This is a genomic window from Streptomyces nidicola, assembly GCF_050106155.1.
In the GTDB taxonomy this organism is placed as follows: domain Bacteria; phylum Actinomycetota; class Actinomycetes; order Streptomycetales; family Streptomycetaceae; genus Streptomyces.
This window is the reverse complement of record NZ_JBNBPI010000001.1, coordinates 3,533,821-3,554,781: the sequence shown is the minus strand read 5'-3', so window position 1 is coordinate 3,554,781 and position 20,961 is coordinate 3,533,821. Positions and strand designations below refer to the sequence as shown.

Here is a 20,961-nt window from a genome sequence, read left to right as displayed (position 1 = left end):
CGGGCCGGTCATCCGTCACGTAAGTCACATCGGAAGTTGCGTTTCGGGCCGGGAAATGGCGGGAAACAAGCGGGGTTTCGGTACGTTCGCATGCGCGCCCGGCGTGTTCTTGTCTGCCCGGCGCGCTCTTGACCCCTGCGTGACCGAAACCCTACGTCAACTTTGCGTTCCGGTCTCTCCCGGAAGGGTGACCTTGATCCGGCAGCCCCGCTCGGATTCGGCCACCCGGATCTGTCCGCCGTGCAGTTCCACGGCCCAGCGGGCGATGGCGAGGCCGAGGCCCGTGCCGCCGTCGCCCTTGTCGCCCGTGGCGGAGCCCTGGTTGAAGCGCTCGAAGACCTTGTGCCACTCGGACTGGGGGATGCCGGGGCCCTCGTCGAGGACTTCGAGGACGAGCGACTCGGGGTAGGGACCGCCCCGGGCGAGCACGGTGACGCGGCCGTGCTGCGGGGAGTGCTTCACCGCGTTGTCGATGAGGTTCGCGACGACCTGGTGGATGCGCTCCGGGTCGGCGTTCGCCGTCAGCTCGGGCGGCGAGACGTCGAGGTGCAGATGGACGTCCGTACGCGTATGGGTGCCGGAGCCGGAGGCGAGACCGGCGCGCTGGGAGACCGCCATGTTGGCCTCCTTCAGGACGCCCGACAGATACGGCCAGACCTCGAAGCGGCGCGCCTTCAGCTCCACGACGCCGTTGTCCAGGCGCGACAGGTCGAGCAGCGTGTCGACGAGGCGGCCGAGCCGCTCCGTCTGTTTGAGCGCCGTGCGCATCGTCTCGGGGTCGGCGGCCATCACGCCGTCCACGACGTTCTCCAGGACCGCGCGCAGGCCCGCGATGGGCGTGCGCAGCTCGTGCGACACATTGGCCACGAGCTCCTTGCGCTGCTGGTCCTGGGCCGCCAGCTCGTCGGCCATGCGGTTGATCGTGACCGCGAGGTCACCGATCTCGTCGCGCCGGCCCGCGCCGCGCACCCGGCGCGAGTAGTCGCCGTTGGAGATGAACCGGGCGACCGTGTTCATCTCGTCGAGCGGCGCCGTCAGCGAGTGCGCCACGAACTGCGTGATCAGCAGCGTGGCGATGATCGAGAACACCGTGATGAAGCGCAGCTCCGTCGCCGTGTACATCGCCACCATGAGCAGGCCCGTGGTGATGAAGACGGAGACGACGACGAGCGTGCCGAGCTTCGCCTTGACGGAGAAGGGGCGCAGACCGCCGGACGCCCACTGAGGGTTGAACGGCGGACGGTGCGGCCGCCCGCCCACTGCCCGGTTCCGGTCCCCGCCGCTCACGGGTTCGGCGTCTCCAGCGCGTAGCCCACGCCGTGCACGGTGCGGATGCGCTCCGCGCCGATCTTCCGGCGCAGCGCCTTGATGTGGCTGTCGACGGTGCGGGTGCCCGAGGCGTCCGCCCAGTCCCACACCTCGGCGAGCAGCTGCTCACGGGAGAGGACCGCGCGCGGCGTGTTCGCCAGGCACACGAGGAGGTCGAACTCGGTGGGAGTGAGGTGCACGTCCTCGCTCCTGACCCGCACGCGGCGCTGCGCGTGGTCGATCTCCAGCTCGCCGAGCCGCAGTATGCCGCTGCGGGGCGTCGTGGCGGCCAGCGCGGCCCGCTCGACGCGGCGCAGCAGCACGTGCACGCGCGCCGCGAGCTCCCGCATGGAGAACGGCTTGGTCATGTAGTCGTCGGCACCGACACCGAGGCCGACCAGCATGTCCGTCTCGTCGTCGCGCGCGGTCAGCATCATGACCGGCACCGGCCGCTGGGCCTGCACGCGCCGGCAGACCTCGAGGCCGTCGAATCCGGGCAGCATGATGTCGAGGATCAGCAGGTCGGGCTGCCAGGCCTCGGCCGTGTCGACCGCCGCCGGACCGTCCTGCGCGGTTTGCACGAGGAATCCCTCGGCGCGCAGCCGGGCGGCGATGGCGTCGACGATCGTCGGATCATCCTCGACGACCAGGACCCGTCGTTGGGCTCCCTGGGTCGTCGTGGTGGTGTTGTGGGAGGTGTGTGTCTGCTCCATCGCCCCGCCCCTGAATGCGCGCCGTCGTGACGCGCTTGACGCTTGAATGATCGGGTTTCGGACGTCAGCGTACGGGGAGTTACCGCCGGTCGGCTACGTGGGCCTCAGTGCGAGGTGCACCACGTCAGGGACGCCCCGGACAACCGGGATCTCTTCGGTGCGCACCGCCTGGAAACCGGCATTCCGCAAGGTTTCTTCGAAATTTGCTGACGGCTGTGCGGACCATACGGCGAGAACACCGCCCGGGTCGAGTCGGTCCTTGCAGGCGGCGAGGCCGGAGGGTCCGTAAAGGGTGTCGTTGTCCTCTGTGACGGTCCAGTCCGGACCGTTGTCGATGTCGAGGCAGAGCGCGTCGTAGGTCTCCGTGGCCGTGTGCAGATGCCGTACGAGGTCGGCCTCGACGATGGCCGTACGCGGGTCGGCGAGGGCCCCGGCGGACAGCTCGCGCAGCGGTCCTCGCCGGTGCCAGTCGATGATCGCGGGCTCCCGCTCGACGACCGTGATGCCGCCCCAGCGCGGGTCGGCGGCCGCGTGGGCGAGGGAGAAGCCGACGCCGAGCCCGCCGATGAGAACACGCGGCTTCTTCCGATCGCCGAGGGCGTCGCGCGCCGCATCCATGAGGAGCCGCTCGGAGCGGCCGTCGGAGGTGTCCATCAGGAACGTGCCGTTGGCGATGATCTGGAGCAGGTCGCCGTGACGGCGCAGGACCACCTCGCCGAAGGGCCCTTCGCGGCGATCGAGGACGACGGGTGGATCGGGGTGGTGCAGAGTCGTCATGGCCGCCATTGTGGCCGACGAGGTACGCGCCCCGCGGGCATTTCCTGTGTCCCACGTCTCACATGGCACTCGTCACAGAGGGTGACCCGAACCAGGTCACGCGGTGCCACAACTGCCGGACGCGCCCGCGTACTTCGCGTTCGTCAAGGGGGCCTCGATCCGCCAGCCCACCGACTCGTAGAGGTGTCGGCCCTCCGGGGTGCAGGCGAGGACCGCGTGGGTTGAGCCCTGGGTGTGGGCCGCCGACTGGAGTGTGCCCATGACCACGCGGCCGAGGCCCCTGCGGCGGTGGTGTTCCGAGGTCTCGATCTGGTCGACGACCGCGCTCGCGCCGGTCGGGGCGATCTGGCCGCGCGCGGCGAACGCGCCCGTGGTGTCGGTGAGCAGGACCCGGGTGACGCCGGCGCGGGTCCAGATGTGCCGGATGTAGCCGCTGGGGGCCGGGGGTGCGGCGGCCGGGGTGAGTTCCGTCGACATCAGGAAGTCGTCCGCCCCGTACGGCTCCCACTCCGGGCCGAGCCACGGCAGCACCCGCTCCGGGTCCGCGAAGACCTTCAGGTGGGTGCCGCGGCCGCGCGTGGACTCGGCGACCTTGCGCACGACCTCCTCGCGCACGGCGTCGTTCGTGGCGCCGACGACGTGCCGGCTCACGTGCTCCGGCAGACCCACGTGAATCGTGTAACCCCAGGGCTCGACGAGCGGGGGAGCGGTGCCGCGCGACACGATCCAGCCGTCGATCCAGTTCCGTACGAGTTCCTCGCCCGTCATGCCCGTACCCCTCTGACGTAAGACCCTCATTCGCTTAGGGGTCATTACATATGCAGTGCCACGGAGGCCGGAAGTCGTGATCGCTGACAGCGAACGGCCGGGACGGAACATCTGGGAGCTGCCGAGCATTGAGTCCTTGTAACTCAACTTGACTGCCAAAGGGGAGATCATGGCTTCGACGTCCACACCGCTCACCCTGCCCGTGCTGCCCCTCGACGACGAGGTCGTGCTGCCCGGAATGGTGGTGCCCCTGGACCTCAGCGACACCGACGTACGGGCCGCGGTGGAGGCCGCGCAGGCCGCCGCGCGTACTGGACCCAGCAAGCCGAAGGTGCTGCTTGTTCCACGGATCGATGGCACGTACGCGAACACCGGCGTGCTCGGCACCGTCGAGCAGGTCGGCCGCCTCGCCGACGGCGACCCCGGCGCGCTGATCCGCGGCGTCGGCCGCGTCCGCATCGGCGCCGGCACGACCGGGCCCGGCGCCGCCCTGTGGGTGGAGGGCCTGACCGTCGAGGAGGAGGTGCCGGACCCGCTGCCCGGCGCCGTCACCGAACTCGTCAAGGAGTACAAGGCGCTCGCCACGAACTGGCTGAAGAAGCGCGGCGCCTGGCAGGTCGTGGACCGCGTCCAGGCCATCGACGACGTGTCCGCGCTCGCCGACAACTCCGGCTACTCGCCGTTCCTCACCACCGCCCAGAAGGTCGAGCTGCTCGAGGCCGCCGACCCGGTCGAGCGGCTGAAGCTCGCCACAGGACACCTGCGCGACCACCTCGCCGAGCAGGACGTCGCCGAGTCCATCGCCAAGGACGTACAGGAAGGCGTCGACAAGCAGCAGCGCGAGTTCCTGCTGCGGCGCCAGCTCGACGCCGTGCGCAAGGAGCTGCGCGAGCTGAACGGCGAGAAGGACGAGGGTGAGGAGTCGGACGACTACCGCACCCGCGTCGAGGCCGCCGACCTGCCTGAGAAGGTCCGTGAGGCCGCCCTCAAGGAGGTCGAGAAGCTGGAGCGGGCGAGCGATCAGTCGCCCGAGGGGTCGTGGATCCGGACCTGGCTCGACACCGTCCTCGAACTGCCGTGGAACGAGCGGACCGAGGACGAGTACGACATCCAGGGCGCCCGCGCCGTCCTCGACGCCGAGCACGCGGGCCTGGACGACGTGAAGGAGCGGATCACCGAGTACCTGGCCGTGCGCAAGCGGCGCGCGGACCGCGGCCTCGGCGTGGTCGGCGGCCGGCGCGGGGGCGCCGTGCTCGCGCTCGTCGGCCCGCCCGGCGTAGGCAAGACCTCGCTCGGGGAGTCCGTCGCGCACTCGATGGGCCGTAAGTTCGTCCGCGTCGCGCTCGGCGGCGTACGGGACGAGGCGGAGATCCGCGGTCACCGGCGTACGTACGTGGGTGCCCTGCCGGGCCGCATCGTGCGCGCCATCAAGGAGGCCGGGTCGATGAACCCGGTGGTCCTCCTCGACGAGGTCGACAAGGTCGGCTCCGACTTCCGCGGCGACCCGGCCGCGGCCCTCCTCGAAGTCCTCGACCCGGCCCAGAACCACACCTTCCGCGACCACTACCTGGAGGTCGAACTCGACCTGAGTGACGTGGTGTTCCTGGCGACCGCGAACGTTCTCGAAGCGATTCCCGAGGCACTGCTCGACCGTATGGAGCTCGTGCGCCTCGACGGGTACACCGAGGACGAGAAGATCGTCATCGCCCGTGACCACCTGGTCCCGCGCCAGCTGGACCGCGCGGGTCTCGCGGCCGACGAGGTCACCATCGGCGACGACGCGCTGCGCAAGCTCGCCGGCGAGTACACGCGTGAGGCCGGCGTACGCAACCTGGAGCGGTCCGTGACGCGGGTGCTGCGCAAGGTCGCCGCGCAGCACGAACTGGGCGAGCGGGAGCTGCCGTTCACCGTCGGCGAGGGCGATCTGCGCTCGCTGATCGGGCGGCCGCACCACGTGCCCGAGTCGGCGCAGGACCCGGCCGAGCGGCGCACGTCCGTGCCGGGCGTGGCGACCGGGCTCGCGGTCACCGGGGCCGGTGGTGACGTGCTCTTCGTGGAGGCGTCGCTCGCCGACCCGGAGACGGGTGCGGCGGGTCTGACGCTCACCGGTCAGCTGGGTGACGTGATGAAGGAGTCGGCGCAGATCGCCCTGTCCTTCCTGCGCTCGCACGGCGCCGAACTGGAGCTGCCCGTCGCCGACCTGAAGGAGCGCGGCGCGCACATCCACTTCCCGGCGGGCGCCGTCCCGAAGGACGGGCCGAGCGCGGGCGTCACGATGACGACGGCGCTGGCGTCGCTGCTGAGCGGGCGGCTTGTCCGTACGGATGTGGCGATGACCGGCGAGGTCTCCCTGACCGGGCGCGTCCTGCCCATCGGCGGCGTCAAGCAGAAGCTGCTGGCCGCGCACCGGGCCGGGATCACGACCGTCATCATCCCGAAGCGGAACGAGGCGGACCTGGACGACGTCCCGGCGGAGGTGCTGGAGAAGCTGGAGGTGCACCCGGTGAACGATGTGCGGCAGGCCCTTGAACTAGCCCTGGCACCCGCCGAGGTGGAGGTGCCCGTCGCCGCGTGACCTGCGACGGGGGCGGGGTCTCGGGGCTCTGCCCCGGACCCCGCGCCTCAATCGCCGGCGGGGCTTGATTGCGTCAGCCAGCCCCTCAGTGTCGCCCGCACACCCGCCTGAAAGCGCGTCTGCGCGTTGAGCATCGTCATCAGGCGGGTGATGCGGCGGCGCACCGTGTGCACGTGGACGTCCAGGCGGCGGGCGATCGCCTCGTCCTTGAGGCCCGAGGCGAGGAGCGTCAGCAGCTCGCGGTCCTCGTCCGTGATCTCGTCGGGGGAGTCCGCGCCGATCGGCACCGCCCGCTCCCACACCGCGTCGAAGAGGGGGACGAGGGCGTGGCTCAGCAGGGAGTCGCTGACGACGAGTGCCGAGGCCGTCGGGTCCGCCGCGTCCGTCGGTGGCAGCAGGGTCACCCTGCGGTCCACCGTGAAGAGCTTCGTCGGCAGGTCCTTGCCCACCCGGATCTGAACGCCCTGCGTGGCAAGGTCGTTGAGGCCCCGGACGCGCCCGGGGAAGGTGAGGCCCTCCCGGTCCACCACCACCCGCACCCGCGCCCCGCGCCGCACGGGGGCCGCCACGTCGAGCGGTGCCGGCATGCCGTCCGGCCGGCTGGAGGCGTACGGCGGCCGGTCGAGCAGCGCCACTTCCGTGGTGGCGGAGGCCAGCATCGCCGCGACGCGCTCCGCGATGGCCCGGCCGCCGCGCACCGTCTCGATCCCCATCGCCCGCACGTCCGCCGGCGTGGCGGTCAGCAACCCGGCCGCCAGCCGGTCCACCGCCCCCGTAAGGTCCTCCAACTCGGCCGATCGGCGCAGCAGTTCCGCCTGGTGCCGGTGGATCAGGTTGCGCAGCGCCGTGGCGGGCGGCACCGCGAGCGGGAGGGCGGCGCCGCGCGGCGACGGCAGCGTGCAGCCGCGCTCCGCGAGGCGGTCGAGGGCGTCCGCGGCGCGGCGCGCGGGCAGCCCGGTCGCGCGGGCGAGTGCCGCCCGCGAGGCGAAGTCACCGCCTCCGAGCAGCGCTTCGTAGACCCTCAGTTCGCTCTCGCCGAGGCCGAGGGCCTGCCACTGCGCTTCGTCGTGCCCAGCCGATGTCACCAGGGGATTTTCGGTTGATCCGTGCAGGCCACACAAGTGGGCACGTACACAAGTCGGCACCTGGAACGGATTGTTCGCACCCCCGCTCCGGTACTTGCATGGCCGCATCCGATATCTGTTCACGCGTCAGTGACACCGGAGGGGCACCGTGCGGAGTGCAGCACGCAGGAGATCAGGCAGAACCGGCAGCGGATCAGGCAGACCCGGCAACGGAACGGGGCAGGGGAGCGGCGGTATATCCGTCGGCCAGGGCGTCGCGGCGCTGCTCGCCGTCGCCGGACTGCTGGTGACCGGGGTGCCGGCCGCCCAGGCGGCCACCGGTGCCGCGGCCGACGACACGTCCGTGGTGGCGGGGACCGACACGGACACCCCGGCCCTCGTGACCGACCTGAACGAGCAGGCCACGGCCACCGGCAGCGCCGCCGATGCCGCGCGCGGTCACCTCAAGGCGAAGAAGTCGCGCTACCACATCGCTGACACGTCGCCGAAGGATCTGACGGCCGTCAGCACGCAGAGCGCGGGCGGTCGGGAGACCGTTCGGCTCCAGCAGAAGTACCGGGGCGTCACGGTGCTCGGCGGTGAGTACGTCGTCCGGATGGAGAAGAAGGGCGGCGAGCGGACCGTCACCGGTACCTCCGGCAAGTACTTCACCGAGCTGAAGCTCGCCACGGTCGAACCGAAGGTCTCCGAGAAGACCGCCGTCCAGCGCGCGGTCGCCGCCGTCACCACGCAGCTCGGGGGCGGCCTGCTGACCGCCCCCGCAAAGGGGGACAAGGCGCTCACCGGCAAGGCCACCGGTGTCACGATTCTGCCGCAGGGCTCCGGCGTGCTCACCCGGCACATCACCGTCACCGGCGTCAGCCCGGCCGACGGCTCGCCGGTCAAGCAGGAGGTCTACGTCGACGCCCGCTCCGGCTTCCCGCTGCTCCAGTACAGCGGCATCAGGACGTTCGGCGCCACGGGCACGGCGACCGGCGCCATCGACGAGGCGCCCACGGACGGGGACGCGGCCACCACCGTCGCCGACCAGCTCGTCGTCAAGGGCACCGGCACCCGCTACAACGGCGAGAAGACCGAGGTGAACCTGTACAAGGACACCAAGGGCGTCTACCAGATGATCGACTACGGCAGGCGGGCCGCGGACTCCCCGTACGAGGGCCCCATGCTGTCGACCTACGACGCCCGCGGCCGCGAGGTCGCCTCCGCGTCCGGCACCTGGCCCACCGGCATCAAGACGTTCCAGTCGGCCACCCCCGAGCTCGGCGCGGACTACACGAACTCCGGTGCCATCGACGCCCACTGGGCGGCCGGCAAAGTCTACGACTACTACAAGAACCACTTCGGCCGGGCCGGTCTCGACGGCAAGGACGGGTACATCAACTCCCTGGTCGGCGTGGTGCAGAACGGCAAGCCGTACAACAACGCCTTCTGGGACGGCACCAAGATGGTGTACGGCCAGGGCGGCGGCGACTACCGCACCTTCTCCGCCGACACCGACGTCGTCGGCCACGAGATGACGCACGGCGTCGTCGAGCACACCGCGAACCTCGTCTACGCGGGCCAGTCCGGCGCCATGAACGAGGGCCTCGCCGACTACTTCGGCAACGCCATCGACCTGGAGGCCAACGGCCGGTCCATGGACGACCCGGACGCGGGCCTGCTCGGCGAGGACCTGTGCACCACGCTCAGCCCCCGCGAGTGCGCGCTGCGCGACCTCAACGACGGCAAGACCACGTCGAAGGACTTCATCGGCGTCACCTACCGCGGTGACAACGGCGGCGTGCACCTCAACTCGACGATCTTCTCCGGCGCCCTGTGGGACATCCGCCAGGACCTCGGCGGCGACCTCGCCGACAAGATCGTCTACCGCGCCCTGTCCGCGTACATGACGCCGCTCGACGGCTTCACCGAGGGCCGCGCCGCAGTCGTCGCCGCCGCGCAGGAACTGGGCGTCACCAAGGCCCAACTCGCCGTCGTGAACCGGTCGTTCGACGCCCACGGCATCGTCCCCGGCTGGGAGAAGGCGCTCGGCGTCGACACCGACACCATCCTGTCCAAGGTCAACATCTACAACACCGGCGTCGGCGCGGGCGGCGGCAAGTACGCCGTCTCGAACTCCAACGAGGACGGCAGCGAGCCGTACTCGGTGTGGCTGGGCAACACCTCCGGCAAGGGCACGCCCCAGCTGATGAGCGCCAACAACGGCGACTACAACGTCTACGCGGACACCGACGGCAAGACGGTGGTGTGGGCCGACTACAGCAGCAGCGGCATCAAGATCATGGCGCGCCCGGTCAAGGGCGGCCTCGCGAAGGTGGTCGACAGCATCGGCAGCGACGTCTCCGGGCTCGTCGTGGACGGCGACTACGTCGCATACACCGCGTTCAATCCGCAGTTCGGCGTCACGAATGTCCGGTACACCAACATGAAGACCGGGGAGACCGCTCTGGTCGACGGTGGCCGTCCGTACAACGTCTCGGGCCTGGCCTCCATCAAGGACGGCAAGATCGCCTACGCCAAGGTCGCCCCGGACGCGAACGGCAACTCCACGCTCGGCGTCGAGGTCCTCGACGCGGCGACCGGCGCCAAGACGCAGATGCCCCTCGCCGACAGCGCCAAGACGGTGGGCGTCGGCCAGACCGCGATCACCGACGACGGTGTCTTCTGGATCGAGGACAACGACGCCACCGACACGGGGCAGGCCGCGGTGCGCCGCGCGGACCTCGACGGCAAGAACCCGCTCACCCTCACCCCGGAGTCCGGCGACGGCTCGCTGTACGCCTACTCGCTGACGGCCTCGGACGACGCGGTCAGCGTCACCACGCTGCCGCCGGCCACGGACTGGGCCAACGACACGCTGCCGAAGCTGGTCCAGGTGGCCCCCGACGGCAAGGGCGGCACGCAGCGCGTCTCCTGCAACCGCGGCGACCAGGCCTACGCGGCCGCCGACGAGGGGCAGCGCGTCCTGTGGCTCGACGGCACCACCGGCTACACGAACCTCGTGAAGCGCGACAGGCCCGCCGGCAGGTGCTGACCGGGCCCATCTGAACGCGGCGGCGGCCGGACTCACCGGAGGGGGGAGCCCGGCCGCCGTCTGCTCGTCTGTTCTTGAGGACTCAGCTCTTGAGGGCTCAGCCGTTGGCGAGTGCCACGACGCGGTCGAGCGCGCCGTTGAACTTGTTGTGGTCGCCGACCGTCGGACCGGTCGACGTGTACTGCCACATGGTCTGGTAGCTCCAGCCGGCCGGCAGTGTGCCGGGGGCGGAGGCGTAGCGGGCGATCCACAGCGGGTTGTTGGCCGCGAAGCCGCTGTAGTTGCCCGTGCACTGGGTCCACCAGCTGGTCGCCGTGTAGATGACGGCGTCACGGCCCGTGCGGGCCTTGTACTGGTTCAGGAAGTCCCGGATCCAGGTCACCATGCCGCTCTGCGTCTTGCCGAAGCAGGCGGCGCCGTACGGGTTCCACTCGATGTCGAGCGCGCCCGGCAGCGTCTTGCCGTCCTTGGACCAGCCGCCTCCGTGGTCCACGAAGTAGTTGGCCTGGGTGGCACCGCTCGTGGTGTCAGGGGTCGCGAAGTGGTACGCGCCGCGGACCATGCCCACGTTGTACGAGCCGTTGTACTGCTGCGCGAAGTACGGGTTCGTGTAGTACGTGCCTTCGGTGGCCTTGGTGTAGGCCCAGCGCACGCCGCTGTTCCAGAGCGTCGACCAGGCCACGTTGCCCTGGTGGCTGGAGACGTCGACGCCCTCGGTCTGCGCGGCGGCGACGCCGTTGGTGGGCGGCGGGGAACCGACGCCGTCGTGCTCGGCGACCCCCATGCCCATATGGGCCTCGCCGCGGGCTGGGACGTCGGCGGCGTGCGCCGCGCCAGGCAGGGCAAGGAGAAGGGAGAGCGCCGCGAGCAGGGTGCCGGTGATTCCGAGGCGGGTGCTGCTGCGTCTGCGGCGGGTGGTGACAGGTCTGTGCACGGGCATGAGCGGCCTCCGAGTACGACATGGGTGACGTGCGGTGGCGCCGGTGCGCTTGATGGTGTGTGCATGCCACGGCTGGCAGCGGTGGAAACGCTACGCACGTAGACCCGTGGCGGGAAGAGGGGCCGGTGTGTGCCGTTGGTCTACTCCTGCGAAATACTGGTGGAACTGCGGTGATGACCGTGATGGGCGAAAACTTTCAGAGGTGCTGACGTGCGCGAAGACGGAAAAGGCGGGCGGCGGAGCGCGGAATCCGAACCGCGAACCGCCGCCGCGCCGACGGCTGTGGACGGCGAGTTCCTTGCCCTGGAACGCGAGTTGACCGTCTTCCTGCGCCGGGCCCGGGCCAACTCGGGCGAGATGGCCCGCGAGGTCCACCCCGACCTGGAACCGGCCGCGTACGGACTCCTTGTGCGCCTGGAGGAGTGCGGGGCGCAGCGGGCCACCGAGCTCGCCGGGTACATCGGCGTCGGCAAGGCGACGATGAGCCGCCAGCTGCGGGCCCTGGAGGAGCTCGGCTTCGTCGGCCGCGAGCCGGATCCCGCGGACGGGCGGGCGTGGCTGGTCTCGCTCACCGAGTCCGGGCGGGAGCACTTCGGGCGTGTGCGGGATGCTCGGCGCATGCGGTATGTGCGGCAGCTGGACGGGTGGGACCGACGGGAAGTCGCGGAGCTGGCGAGGTTGTTGCACCAGTTGAATGCCGGGGCCGAGTAGTTCGTCGCACCTCGACGGCGTTGCGGTTGCGGGGCTCTGCCCCGGACCCCGCGCCTCAATCTCCCCCGGCTAACGCTGGGAGGTGCCCCCTGCGGGGCTTGAAGGTAGCTCCACGTACGCCAACGTCGCATCGTCATGGGTCTTGCTGCGCCGCAGGTACCGGCGGGTCTCCGCGTCCGAGGTCTCCAGGGCCCGGACCCGCGACACCACCGCCTCCGTGCCCTCCTTGCGTACGAGGGTGAACAGGTCCGTCCAGTCGCCCTCGTGGAACTTCTCCACCCAGCGCGTCACGCCGTCCGTCATCGCCGCGAGCGCCCGCACCCCGGACCGGGGCAGCGTGCCGGTGACCGCGCGCCGCGCCACCGACGGGTCCGCGGCGGCCGTGAAGAAGCCGCCCTCCTTGTTGCGCACCGTGGCGTCGGCCACCTCGTTCGATACGAGGTTGGCGCGGGGGACCCGGTCGAGGCGCTCGTCGAGCAGCGGCGTGACCGCGCCGTCGGGGGCCTCGACGAGCAACGCCGAGTCGGAGAGCACCAGATGCTCCACCTGCTCCGCGTCCCAGCGGGCGAGTACGACGGTCGCCTGCGGAGTGCGCGGGTGAGAAAGGTCACAGGTGTCCCGATGGGCGTCGGCGGTCCGGGCGATCGCCGCGCCGAGCACGTCCGTCAGGCTCAGATCGCGCCGCGAAACGGACAGTTCGGCCAGTGCTCCGCCGAGGTGGGCGGCGAACCACGGGACGGAGTGCCGGCAGCCGACATCGGTCGCCGGGGGAGTGACCCCGTCGAGGACGACGAGCGCTCCACCGTGCCCGGCGGCCGGTGCGGCCATCGATACGAAGTCCTCGTTCGGCCGCTCGGCGGCGCCCGGCTCGGTGGTCAGTTCGATGCGCATGCGGTCAGTCTGCATGAGGCACCCTCACGGAGCGCTGGCACGCCGCGAGTTGGGGTCAGCCGTTCGTAGGGATTCTGTGCAGATCGCGCAGCGACCCGAAGGAGCCCCTGAGCGCCGGGTTTGCACGGAATGATCACTTCCGTCGGGGGTGTGGCGGGGCATCCTGCCAAAGGCCGCCGAAGACGTCCAACCCGCGCGCGGTTGACGGAGGGTGACCGCCACACGGGAACTTGCTCCCCAACTCCCGCTCGATGTTCACTCCTTCGGGTGGCGGGCGAGGTGATGGGCGCCCCCTGCTCACCGGCACTGGAAGGGTCAGGGGCCAGGCCAGGAGGGTCACGAGTGTTGACGCAGCGTCACCCGGACCCATGGGGTAGGACGAGTCAGGAATGCGAGCATCAGTGGGGAACACCTCCGGCGGTAATGGGGCCAGTGGGCTGGGTGTGTCGGGTGATGTCGCACCGGACCAGGCACCCGAGGTGAGCCGCACGGGTTCCGGTCGGGGCAAGCGTGCCCGGGTCCGCAGCCGCTTGATCGTGGCGGTGGCCGTGGTCGCCGCGGCCGTCGTCGGCGCCGGGGCGCCGGTGATCGTCGGCGCCTCCGACCGCGTGGGCGAATCGCAGACCCTCGTCGACGACGCCCAGCAGACACAGCGCTCGCTGGCCCTCTCGCACGCGCTCGCGGACGAGCGGGACGAGGTCACCCGCTTCATCGCCGGAGGCCGGTCCAAGGGACAGGGCCTGAGCGAGGAGCGCGGGGCCCGCGTCGACCGGCAGGTCGACGAGCTGCGCGTGGACGCGCCGGCCGCGCTGCGCCGCACCCTCGACGACGTCGCCGCCGTGCGCCGCTCCGCCCTCACCGGCAAGGGCTCCGCCCTGGAGGCGCACACCGCGTACTCGCGCTCCATCGGTGAACTGCACGCGCGCGCCGAGGATCTGGCCGAGCGCATACCCGTGCGCGCGGGTTCCGGGGCCTACGCCCTGGCGGACCTGGACCGCGCCGTCGAGCAGGCGTCCGCCGCGCGCGGCCTGCTGCTCGCCGCGCTCGCCGTGCCGCGCACCACGACCACGGAGATCGACCCGGCGACCGGCCTGCGCAAGGCGGTCACCGGCGGGTCCTCCGCCGACCGCGGCCAGCGCGACGCCCTGAGCGCCGCGGGCCAGCGGGCCAGGGTCCGCGAGCAGGCCGCGCTCGACGACTTCCACGACTCGGGGACGACCGCGGCGGTCAACGCGTACGACTCCACGGTCACGGGCCCGGACGCCACGCGCGCCGAGGCGTATCTGAAGAACCTCGCCGACGCCCCGACGCTGAGCGCGAGCGAGCTCCGCTACAACTCCAAGAACGTCGAGGCCGCCCTCACCGCCCGGATCGACCTCATGCGGGGCGCGGAGGCCGCGCTCGGGGACCAGCGGGTCAAGCGCCTGGAGCAGCTGCGCGACGACGACGTGACGGCGCTGGAGATCCGGATCGCGCTCGTCGGCGTCTGTCTGCTCGCCGCCGTCGGCGTGGCCATGGCGACGGCCCGCTCGTTGACCCGGCCGCTCGCCGCGCTGCGGATCGGCTCCGCGCGCGTCGCCGGCGACCCCGCCGCCGAGGACCCGGTCAAGTTCACCGGCCGCAACGACGAGTTCGCCCAGGTCGTCGACTCGATCAACGCCCTGCACGCGCACGCCGTCGGGCTGCACGGACGCATCGGCACCCTGGAGTCCGACCGCAAGCACCTCGTCGGCGAGCGTCAGCGGATGGCCGACGACCGGGACCGGCTGCGCGGCGAACTCGCCGACACCGCCCGGAAGCTGGACCGGGTCAAGCACTCGATCCACGGGACGTTCGTCAACCTGGCGCTGCGCACCCTCGGGCTCGTCGAGCGGCAACTGGGCATCATCGAGGGCCTGGAGGAGCGCGAGCAGGACCCGGACCGGCTCGCCACGCTCTACAAGCTCGACCACTCCGCCACCGTCATGCGGCGGCACAGCGAGAACCTCCTGGTCCTCGCGGGCACCGAGCGCGGACCGCAGCACGGCGGCTCCGTGGCGCTCGTCGACATGGTGCGCGCCGCCGTCTCCGAGATCGAGCGCTACGAGCGGGTGCGCATCGCCGCGCTGCCGCCGCACGCCCACCTCGCCGGATTCGCCGCCGACGACCTCAGCCACCTCATCGCCGAACTCCTGGAGAACGCCACGTCGTTCTCGCCGCCCGACGCCTCCGTCGAGGTCTCCGGCTGGCTCCTGGAGAGCGGCTCGGTCATGCTCTCCGTCCAGGACGAGGGCATAGGGATGACCGACGAGCGGATGCGCGAGCTGAACACGCGGCTCTCCTCCTTCACCGCGGAGGAGGCGCACGACCCCGAGGACGTCGACGGGTTCGGGCTCGGCCTGTACGTCGTCGCCCGGCTCGCCGTGCGGCACGGGGTGCGCGTACGGCTGCGCGAGCAGAAGCAGGGCGGGGTGGCGGCGGTCGCCGTGCTGCCCGCCTCGCTCTTCGCCGCCGCGCCCGCCGCCTCGGTGCCGCCCGCCGTCCTGGTGCCCGGCGCCGCGCCCGCGGTCCGCCTCGCGGGTTCCGAGGCGGAGGCCAACTCCAATGAGCTGTACGGGCGTACGGAGCCGGAGCACGCGCTTCCGGCGTACGGTGACCCGCTGATCGAGGCGGCCGAGCAGGCGGTGCGCGAGTCCACCGATTCGCTCGGCCCGGTCGATTCGTTCGACTCGGTCGAGCCGCCCGTGGAGATCCCCGCGGAGACCCCCGCGGAAACGACCATGGAGCTGAGCACGCCGGTTCCGCCGGAGCCGGCCCCCGAGCCCGAACCGGCTCCGGCCCCGGAGCCCGAGCCCGCCCCCGAACCCGTCGCCGAGGTGCCGCACCCGCGCGCGCCGCGCGACGAGCACGACCGGCCCGCCGGACACCCCGAACTGCTCGACCAGCAGCTCGCACCGGAGGCCGAACCGGAACCCGCTCCCGAGCCCGAACCGGCCGAGCGCGTCACCGCCAAGGGCCTGCCCAAGCGCACCCCGAAGGTGGCCGCTCCCGCCTCCGCCCCGAAGCCGCGCACCGGCTCCGTGGACGCGGAGGCGCTGCGCCGCAAGCTCGGCGGATTCCACCGCGGCGCCACCGCAGGACGTCGTGACGTGACGGCGGAGTTCGCCGAGAACCCTGGACGTAGAAGTGAAAATGAGGGGGACACAGCCGAGGAGGCAAGCAGTTGACTGCGCCCACCCCTGCACTCAACGGACTAAAGGGAATGAACGGTCTCAGTAGCGAGGCACGCAATCTCCACTGGCTGCTCACCGACCTGGTCGGGGAGGTGCCAGGGCTGCAGTCCGTCGCGGTCGTCTCGTCCGACGGACTGCTCCTGCTCTCCTCCGACCCGGGTCGGCACGACGCGGCCCCTGCGACGGACCCGAGCAAAGGCCCCAAAGGGTCGAGCGCCGACCTGGCGGCCATCGTGGCCGGGCTCGGTTCGCTGACCATCGGCGCCGCCAAGCTGATGGACGGCGGCGGCATCAAGCAGACGATGGTCGCGATGGACGAGGGAAGCCTCTTCGTCATGTCGATCAGCGACGGCTCCCTGCTCGGCGTGCACGCCTCCGCGGACTGCGACATGGGTGTCATCGCGTACCACATGGCGCTCTTCGTCGGCCGTGCCGGGCACGTCCTGACGCCCGAACTCCGCAGCGAACTGCGCCAGTCGATGGAGGACACCCGATGACCCCGGGCACTTCAGGCAGTGCACACAGTACGAACGGCACGAGCAGGACGTACGGCGCGAGCAGGCTTCCCGTGCGCGGTTCGGACCGCAGGCCCGCCCGCGTGCGCCCCTACTCGCTGACCGGCGGCCGCACCCGCTTCGGCCATGTGCTGCTCGTGGAGACGTTCATCTCCAGCACGGCGGCGATCGAGGGTCCCGAGGACCGCCCCGAGCTGGGCAAGGGCGGGCTCTCCGGCATCATGCCGGAGATGCGCGCCATCGTCGCGCTGTGCCGCCGCATGCGGACGGTCGCGGAGATCGCCGCGCTGCTCAAGATGCCGCTCGGCGTGGTGCGCGTGCTGCTCAGCGACCTCGCCGACCAGGGAAAGATCCGTGTATACGGAACAGGCCACGGCCCCGGACAGCCGGACCGGGCGCTCCTCGAAAGGGTGTTGAGTGGACTCCGCCGCCTCTGAACTGCTCGGCGAACTGCCCATAGAAGAAGAGCAGTTGCAGGCCTGGCAGACCGACAGGACCCGCGCCCCCGTCGCCACGAAGATCATCGTGGCGGGCGGCTTCGGCGTGGGCAAGACGACCCTGGTGTCGGCCGTGTCCGAGATCCAGCCCCTCGAGACCGAGGCGCTGATGACCCAGGCGAGCGAGGAGACCGACGACCTCACCGCGACGCCGGAGAAGACCACGACCACGGTCGCCATGGACTTCGGCCGCATCACGCTCGACGACGACCTGGTCCTGTACCTGTTCGGCACGCCGGGGCAGCAGCGGTTCTGGTTCATGTGGGACGACCTGGTGCGCGGCGCGATCGGCGCGGTCGTGCTCGCCGACACCCGCCGCCTGAAGGACTGCTTCCCGGCGCTCGACTACTTCGAGAGCTGCGGGCTCCCCTACGTCGTGGCGGTCAACCACTTCGACGGTACGGCGGAGTTCGCGCCCGACGACGTACGGGAGGCGCTCACCGTGCCGCCGCACGTACCGGTGCTGATCATGGACGCGCGGCGCCGGATCGCGGCGATCGAGACGCTCCTGGCGCTGGTCGGCCACGCCCTGGACGCGACCCCCGAGTAGTCGCGCGCCCGCCGTGCCCGCATAGTGGTCAAGCCCCGCCCCCCACACATTAGTTACGGCAGTTAAGGCAGTCTCATATGTCGCGGAAGATACTCGTCGTGGGAGCCGGCCAGTCCGGCCTCCAGCTCGCCCTCGGCCTGCAGACCCAGGGGTACGAGGTCACCCTGATGTCCAACCGCACCGCCGACGAGATCCGTTCCGGACGGGTCATGTCGACGCAGTGCATGTTCCACACGGCGCTCCAGCACGAGCGTGACCTCCAGCTCAACTTCTGGGAGTCGCAGGCCCCGCGGATCGAGGGCCTCGGCGTCTCGGTGGCCGCGCCCGGCTCGCACGACCCGGGTCCGACGCAGCGCGCCATCGACTGGGTGGGCCGGCTCGACGGCTTCGCGCAGTCCGTCGACCAGCGCGTGAAGATGGCCGGCTGGATGGAGACGTTCGCGCAGCGCGGCGGTCAGCTCGTCATCCACGGCGCGGCGGTCTCCGACCTCGACTACTTCTCGCGCACGTACGACCTGGTGCTGGTCTCGGCGGGCAAGGGCGAGCTGGTCTCGATGTTCGGCCGGGACGCGTCGCGGTCCCCGTACACCGAGCCGCAGCGGGCCCTCGCCGTCGCCTACGTGCACGGGATGGGCGTGCGCCCCGAGCACCCGGACTTCGACGCGGTGCGCTGCAACCTGGTGCCCGGCGTCGGCGAACTCTTCGTGATGCCCACGCTCACCACCTCCGGCCGTGCGGACATCCTCTTCTGGGAGGGCATCCCCGGCGGCCCGCTCGACGCCTTCAAGGGCATCAAGGACCCCTCCGAGCACCTGGCGCTCACGCTGGAGCTGATGGAGAAGTTCACGCCGTGGGAGTACGCGCGCGCCACGAAGGTCGAACTAACGGACGCGAACGGTACGTTGGCGGGCCGCTACGCCCCGACCGTCCGCAACCCCATCGGCCGCCTGCCCTCCGGCGGCGCGGTCCTCGGCGTCGCCGACGTGGTCGTGGCCAACGACCCGATCACCGGCCAGGGCTCCAACTCGGCCTCCAAGTGCGCCGCGTCGTACCTCGCCTCCATCGTCGAGCACGGTGACAAGCCGTTCGACGAGGACTGGATGCAGTCGGCGTTCGACCGGTACTGGGAGACGGCGCAGCACGTCACGAAGTGGACGAACACGATGCTGCAGGCTCCGCCGGAGCACGTGCTCAACCTGATCGGTGCGGCCGGTCAGCTCCAGCCGGCCGCCGACCGCTTCGCGAACGGCTTCAACGACCCGTCCGACTTCGAGAACTTCTTCTACGAGCCGGAGAAGACGGCGGCGTACCTGGGTTCGCTGACCGGCGCGTAACCGCTCCGCGGGGTGGGGGATCGGGGCGGCGCGGTTCGCCTGGGCGGCGGGCTTCTGCGGGACGTCGACGTGCCCGGGGCCAGGGGCCCGGCGGGACGTTGACGTGTCCGGCGGTGGGGGTGGCTGCCTTGCTGGGCGATGGGTGCCGCGACCCACGGTTTCGAACGCCTGGAACGCCCGGTTCCCTCGCCCATCTCCCACCCACCCGCCCCCTCCGGGGGCTCAGGCCCGAAGCGCCCCCGGGCCGGGGCATCCTGCCGTCCGCTCCGGCGTCGGTCCCTGGGACGAGGCTTCAGCCCCTGCTGGGCCCCTGAGGGCGAGCGGGTCATGAACGCCGAGTGACGCTCCGCGGGCTCGCCCGGTACGGCTGTCGATCGGCACGCCGTACCCCCACTCGGTCACGTGTGCCCGCCTCGCTTCGACCAACCACGGCGCCCTCCTTGCGGCAGCCGGCTCACCCGCACGAGGCGGACGTCTGCCGAGCCGACCGGCCACGCGAAACGGCTGACGCCGCGTACCTCTTGGCCCAGGGACGGCGTCAGGGCCGAGCCGGCTGACGTTGCTCGCTGGCGTAGCGCGCCGATTGCGCTGGGCGTTGAGCCCGGTGCGGTGCCGGGCACGTATCACCTGGCGCGGCGACCCCGGCAGGGTGCCGGTATCCGGTTCCGCGCAGCGTGGCCCCGGTGCAGCCGGCGGACCCCGGTGTCGCGTGGCGTGGCCCCGGTGCGGTCCACGGGCCCCGGTGTCGCGCGGCGTGGTGTGGTTGCGGCCTCGCCTCGGCGCAGCCCACTGGCCCCGGTGCCGCCCACCGACCCGAGGAGCCGCGAGACGCCTACCCGGCCCCCGGCGCCCCCGCCGCCCCGTATCCCGTGTCGGCTCCGGACTTCGCGCCCTCGGGCAGGGGCGGGGGCCGGTAACCGGGCATCGGCGGCGACCCCGGGTCCGGGCGGACCGCGCCGAGGAGGGGGTTCGCCGCGATGGGGGAGACCTTGACGCGGGCGCCGGGGCGCGGGGCCTGGACCACCATGCCGTCGCCCAGGTACATCGCCACGTGCGTGGCCTTGGGGAAGTAGATGACCAGGTCGCCGGGGCGCAGCTCCGACATGGGGACGCGCGGCAGCGAAGCCCACTGTTCCTGCGACGTCCGCGGGATCACCCGCCCCGCATGGGCCCACGCCTGCGACGTGAGGCCCGAGCAGTCGAAGGAGTCGGGCCCCTCCGCCCCCCAGACGTACGGTTTGCCGATCTGGCGGACGGCGTAGGAGAGCGCCTCGTCGCCCGCCCTCGACGGCGCCCGCCCCGTCGAACTCAGCGCCCCGGACGCCATGAACGCCTCTTGCGCCCGCGTCGTCCCCTGCGCCTCCAGGCGTGCCACATCCGCGAGTTGATCGGCGGTGAGGGAGGCGAGCAGCTGCTCGACCTCCTTCAACCGGTCCTGTACCGCGTCCCGCTCCTTCTTCTGCCGCTGCGCGAGACGCAGTTGCGCGTCCAACGCGCCCCTGGCCTTCGTCGCCAGCGCGTCGGCCTTCTTCTCCCGGCCCGTGAGCCGCTCGACGGTGGCCTGCCGCTCCCGCGCGGCCCGCCGCATCACATGGCCCTCGTCGAGCGCCCGCTGGGGATCGCGGGCGAGGAGGAGTCGCAGGTAGGGGGAGAACTCGCTGCGTCCCTGGTACTGCTCGCGCGCGAGCCGCCCGGCGTCGGTCCGGCTGCTGTGCAGCGACGACCGCGCGGCGGCCAGCTTCTTCGCGAGCTCGTCCGCCGATTTGCGACGCTCCTTGAGCGCCTCCTCCGTCGCGTTGTACGTCTCCGTGGCCGCCTCGGTGTCCTGGTACAGGCGCTGGAGATCCGAGAGGAGGTCGGCGACGGAGCGCGTCCCGCCGGGACCGGGGCGTGGCTCGGGGCCCGGCGCCGCGCTCGCGGGCAGCGGCGTGAGCAGCGCTCCCGTGACGGCCACCGTGCACACCCACCGCACCAGCCTGCCTGACACCTGATCACCTCCGGTGCGGGGCAACCCCTGTGCCCCACACCGTGAACATGAACAGAAGGGCGGG

At 71.5% G+C, this 20,961-nt stretch carries 16 protein-coding genes; 8 read left to right on the top strand and 8 right to left on the bottom strand.

Translation table 11 applies throughout. The annotated features are described in order from the left end of the window. Positions 1–156 precede the first annotated feature (156 nt). The 4 genes from ACOKM3_RS16060 to ACOKM3_RS16045 form a co-directional block, all read right to left on the bottom strand. Positions 157–1,260 (bottom strand): HAMP domain-containing sensor histidine kinase, encoded by a 1,104-nt coding sequence (locus ACOKM3_RS16060; protein WP_426906807.1) that lies wholly within the window; start codon positions 1,258–1,260, stop codon positions 157–159. A 23-nt stretch (positions 1,261–1,283) separates the two neighbouring features. Then, positions 1,284–2,021, bottom strand: a complete 738-nt coding sequence (locus ACOKM3_RS16055; protein ID WP_266714016.1) for a response regulator transcription factor — start codon at positions 2,019–2,021, stop codon at positions 1,284–1,286. Between the two features lie 93 nt (positions 2,022–2,114). Beyond that, positions 2,115–2,798, bottom strand: coding sequence for a spermidine synthase family protein (locus tag ACOKM3_RS16050; protein ID WP_426901060.1), 684 nt, complete (start codon positions 2,796–2,798; stop codon positions 2,115–2,117). Positions 2,799–2,894: 96 nt separating this feature from the next. Next, positions 2,895–3,566, bottom strand: a complete 672-nt coding sequence (locus ACOKM3_RS16045; protein ID WP_426901059.1) for a GNAT family N-acetyltransferase — start codon at positions 3,564–3,566, stop codon at positions 2,895–2,897. Between the two features lie 169 nt (positions 3,567–3,735). Here ACOKM3_RS16045 and lon point away from each other — a divergent pair, with 169 nt between their 5' ends. Then, entirely contained in the window at positions 3,736–6,141 is a 2,406-nt protein-coding gene (gene lon / locus ACOKM3_RS16040) for an endopeptidase La (protein ID WP_426901057.1), read from the top strand. Between the two features lie 47 nt (positions 6,142–6,188). Here the strand turns inward: lon and ACOKM3_RS16035 are convergent, their stop codons facing one another. Continuing rightward, positions 6,189–7,226 carry a LuxR C-terminal-related transcriptional regulator gene (locus tag ACOKM3_RS16035; RefSeq protein ID WP_426901055.1) on the bottom strand — a complete coding sequence of 346 codons (1,038 nt, stop codon included), beginning with the start codon at positions 7,224–7,226 and terminating at the stop codon, positions 6,189–6,191. A gap of 148 nt (positions 7,227–7,374) precedes the next feature. On the opposite strand from ACOKM3_RS16035, the gene ACOKM3_RS16030 reads away from it, so the two are divergent. Next, entirely contained in the window at positions 7,375–10,260 is a 2,886-nt protein-coding gene (locus ACOKM3_RS16030) for a M4 family metallopeptidase (RefSeq protein ID WP_426901053.1), read from the top strand. A 97-nt stretch (positions 10,261–10,357) separates the two neighbouring features. On the opposite strand, the gene ACOKM3_RS16025 is transcribed toward ACOKM3_RS16030, so the two are convergent. Continuing rightward, on the bottom strand, positions 10,358–11,200 hold the full coding sequence (locus ACOKM3_RS16025) for a lysozyme (RefSeq protein ID WP_426901051.1): 843 nt from the start codon (positions 11,198–11,200) through the stop codon (positions 10,358–10,360). A gap of 210 nt (positions 11,201–11,410) precedes the next feature. Here ACOKM3_RS16025 and ACOKM3_RS16020 point away from each other — a divergent pair, with 210 nt between their 5' ends. After that, a complete protein-coding gene (locus ACOKM3_RS16020; RefSeq protein ID WP_426901049.1) occupies positions 11,411–11,911 on the top strand; it encodes a MarR family winged helix-turn-helix transcriptional regulator in 501 nt (166 codons plus the stop codon). 69 nt (positions 11,912–11,980) lie between these two features. Here the strand turns inward: ACOKM3_RS16020 and ACOKM3_RS16015 are convergent, their stop codons facing one another. Next, the gene (locus ACOKM3_RS16015; protein WP_426901047.1) at positions 11,981–12,802 is read right to left on the bottom strand and encodes a protein phosphatase 2C domain-containing protein; all 822 of its coding nucleotides are present in this window, start codon (positions 12,800–12,802) and stop codon (positions 11,981–11,983) included. Positions 12,803–13,191: 389 nt separating this feature from the next. Between ACOKM3_RS16015 and ACOKM3_RS16010 the strand changes: the two genes are divergently transcribed. The 5 genes from ACOKM3_RS16010 to ACOKM3_RS15990 all read left to right on the top strand — a co-directional run bounded on the left by ACOKM3_RS16010 (position 13,192) and on the right by ACOKM3_RS15990 (position 18,910). Beyond that, a complete protein-coding gene (locus ACOKM3_RS16010) occupies positions 13,192–16,008 on the top strand; it encodes a sensor histidine kinase (protein WP_426901045.1) in 2,817 nt (938 codons plus the stop codon). A gap of 35 nt (positions 16,009–16,043) precedes the next feature. After that, on the top strand, positions 16,044–16,511 hold the full coding sequence (locus ACOKM3_RS16005) for a roadblock/LC7 domain-containing protein (protein ID WP_426901043.1): 468 nt from the start codon (positions 16,044–16,046) through the stop codon (positions 16,509–16,511). Then, positions 16,508–16,966 carry a DUF742 domain-containing protein gene (locus ACOKM3_RS16000; RefSeq protein WP_426901041.1) on the top strand — a complete coding sequence of 153 codons (459 nt, stop codon included), beginning with the start codon at positions 16,508–16,510 and terminating at the stop codon, positions 16,964–16,966. Before ACOKM3_RS16005 ends, ACOKM3_RS16000 begins: the two co-directional genes overlap by 4 nt. Then, on the top strand, positions 16,947–17,576 hold the full coding sequence (locus ACOKM3_RS15995; RefSeq protein ID WP_426901039.1) for a GTP-binding protein: 630 nt from the start codon (positions 16,947–16,949) through the stop codon (positions 17,574–17,576). The genes ACOKM3_RS16000 and ACOKM3_RS15995 overlap by 20 nt, the downstream gene beginning before the upstream one ends. A gap of 77 nt (positions 17,577–17,653) precedes the next feature. After that, positions 17,654–18,910, top strand: coding sequence for a styrene monooxygenase/indole monooxygenase family protein (locus ACOKM3_RS15990; protein WP_426901037.1), 1,257 nt, complete (start codon positions 17,654–17,656; stop codon positions 18,908–18,910). Positions 18,911–19,742: 832 nt separating this feature from the next. Here ACOKM3_RS15990 and ACOKM3_RS15985 read toward each other — a convergent pair. Further along, positions 19,743–20,897 (bottom strand): C40 family peptidase, encoded by a 1,155-nt coding sequence (locus ACOKM3_RS15985; RefSeq protein WP_426901036.1) that lies wholly within the window; start codon positions 20,895–20,897, stop codon positions 19,743–19,745. Positions 20,898–20,961 lie beyond the last annotated feature (64 nt).

What these genes read in the sequence shown, in the direction of transcription:
- ACOKM3_RS15990 (WP_426901037.1), top strand. Translation starts at nt 17,654, where the DNA reads ATGTCGCGGAAGATACTCGTCGTGGGAGCCGGCCAGTCCGGCCTCCAG.
- ACOKM3_RS16010 (WP_426901045.1), top strand. Translation starts at nt 13,192, where the DNA reads ATGCGAGCATCAGTGGGGAACACCTCCGGCGGTAATGGGGCCAGTGGG.
- ACOKM3_RS16045 (WP_426901059.1), bottom strand. Translation starts at nt 3,566, where the DNA reads ATGACGGGCGAGGAACTCGTACGGAACTGGATCGACGGCTGGATCGTG.
- ACOKM3_RS16000 (WP_426901041.1), top strand. Translation starts at nt 16,508, where the DNA reads ATGACCCCGGGCACTTCAGGCAGTGCACACAGTACGAACGGCACGAGC.
- ACOKM3_RS16050 (WP_426901060.1), bottom strand. Translation starts at nt 2,798, where the DNA reads ATGACGACTCTGCACCACCCCGATCCACCCGTCGTCCTCGATCGCCGC.
- lon (WP_426901057.1), top strand. Translation starts at nt 3,736, where the DNA reads ATGGCTTCGACGTCCACACCGCTCACCCTGCCCGTGCTGCCCCTCGAC.
- ACOKM3_RS16005 (WP_426901043.1), top strand. Translation starts at nt 16,044, where the DNA reads ATGAACGGTCTCAGTAGCGAGGCACGCAATCTCCACTGGCTGCTCACC.
- ACOKM3_RS16055 (WP_266714016.1), bottom strand. Translation starts at nt 2,021, where the DNA reads ATGGAGCAGACACACACCTCCCACAACACCACCACGACGACCCAGGGA.
- ACOKM3_RS16015 (WP_426901047.1), bottom strand. Translation starts at nt 12,802, where the DNA reads ATGCGCATCGAACTGACCACCGAGCCGGGCGCCGCCGAGCGGCCGAAC.
- ACOKM3_RS16025 (WP_426901051.1), bottom strand. Translation starts at nt 11,200, where the DNA reads ATGCCCGTGCACAGACCTGTCACCACCCGCCGCAGACGCAGCAGCACC.